Origin of the sequence: Burkholderia sp. SIMBA_051, from assembly GCF_046534915.1 — a bacterium.
GTDB classification, from domain to species: domain Bacteria; phylum Pseudomonadota; class Gammaproteobacteria; order Burkholderiales; family Burkholderiaceae; genus Burkholderia; species Burkholderia ambifaria.
Genome location: NZ_JAWRXS010000244.1, coordinates 1 through 274 on the forward strand (window position 1 = coordinate 1; position 274 = coordinate 274).

Here is a 274-nt window from a genome sequence, read left to right on the forward strand (position 1 = left end):
GGTCAGCTTTGACACATAGGACTGCATGTCAAAGGTGGATCGCGCCAAACGTCCGACTGCGCGCCCAGTCTCAGTCAATTGGGCCGGTGAACGATACAGATCAAGAATCCGCCTCGCAGCCGCGTCGGTATCTAAAAATGGCACAACACACGGCGCGGTGGCAGGGTCTTTCGCGAGGACCTCGGCGGCGCCCGTGGCTTCTGCAAAACAGACGAGCGGCATCCCAAGCATCATGGAGTCGATTGCGACATTAGGTAGCGGATCTAGGCGCGAT

The 274-nt window shown here is 58.4% G+C and carries 1 protein-coding gene; it reads right to left on the bottom strand.

Annotation, left to right across the window (positions count from 1 at the left end):
- Positions 1-234: glycosyltransferase (locus tag SB771_RS34370; protein ID WP_410721959.1), on the bottom strand; the 234-nt coding region annotated here is incomplete at its 3' end.
- Positions 235-274 lie beyond the last annotated feature (40 nt).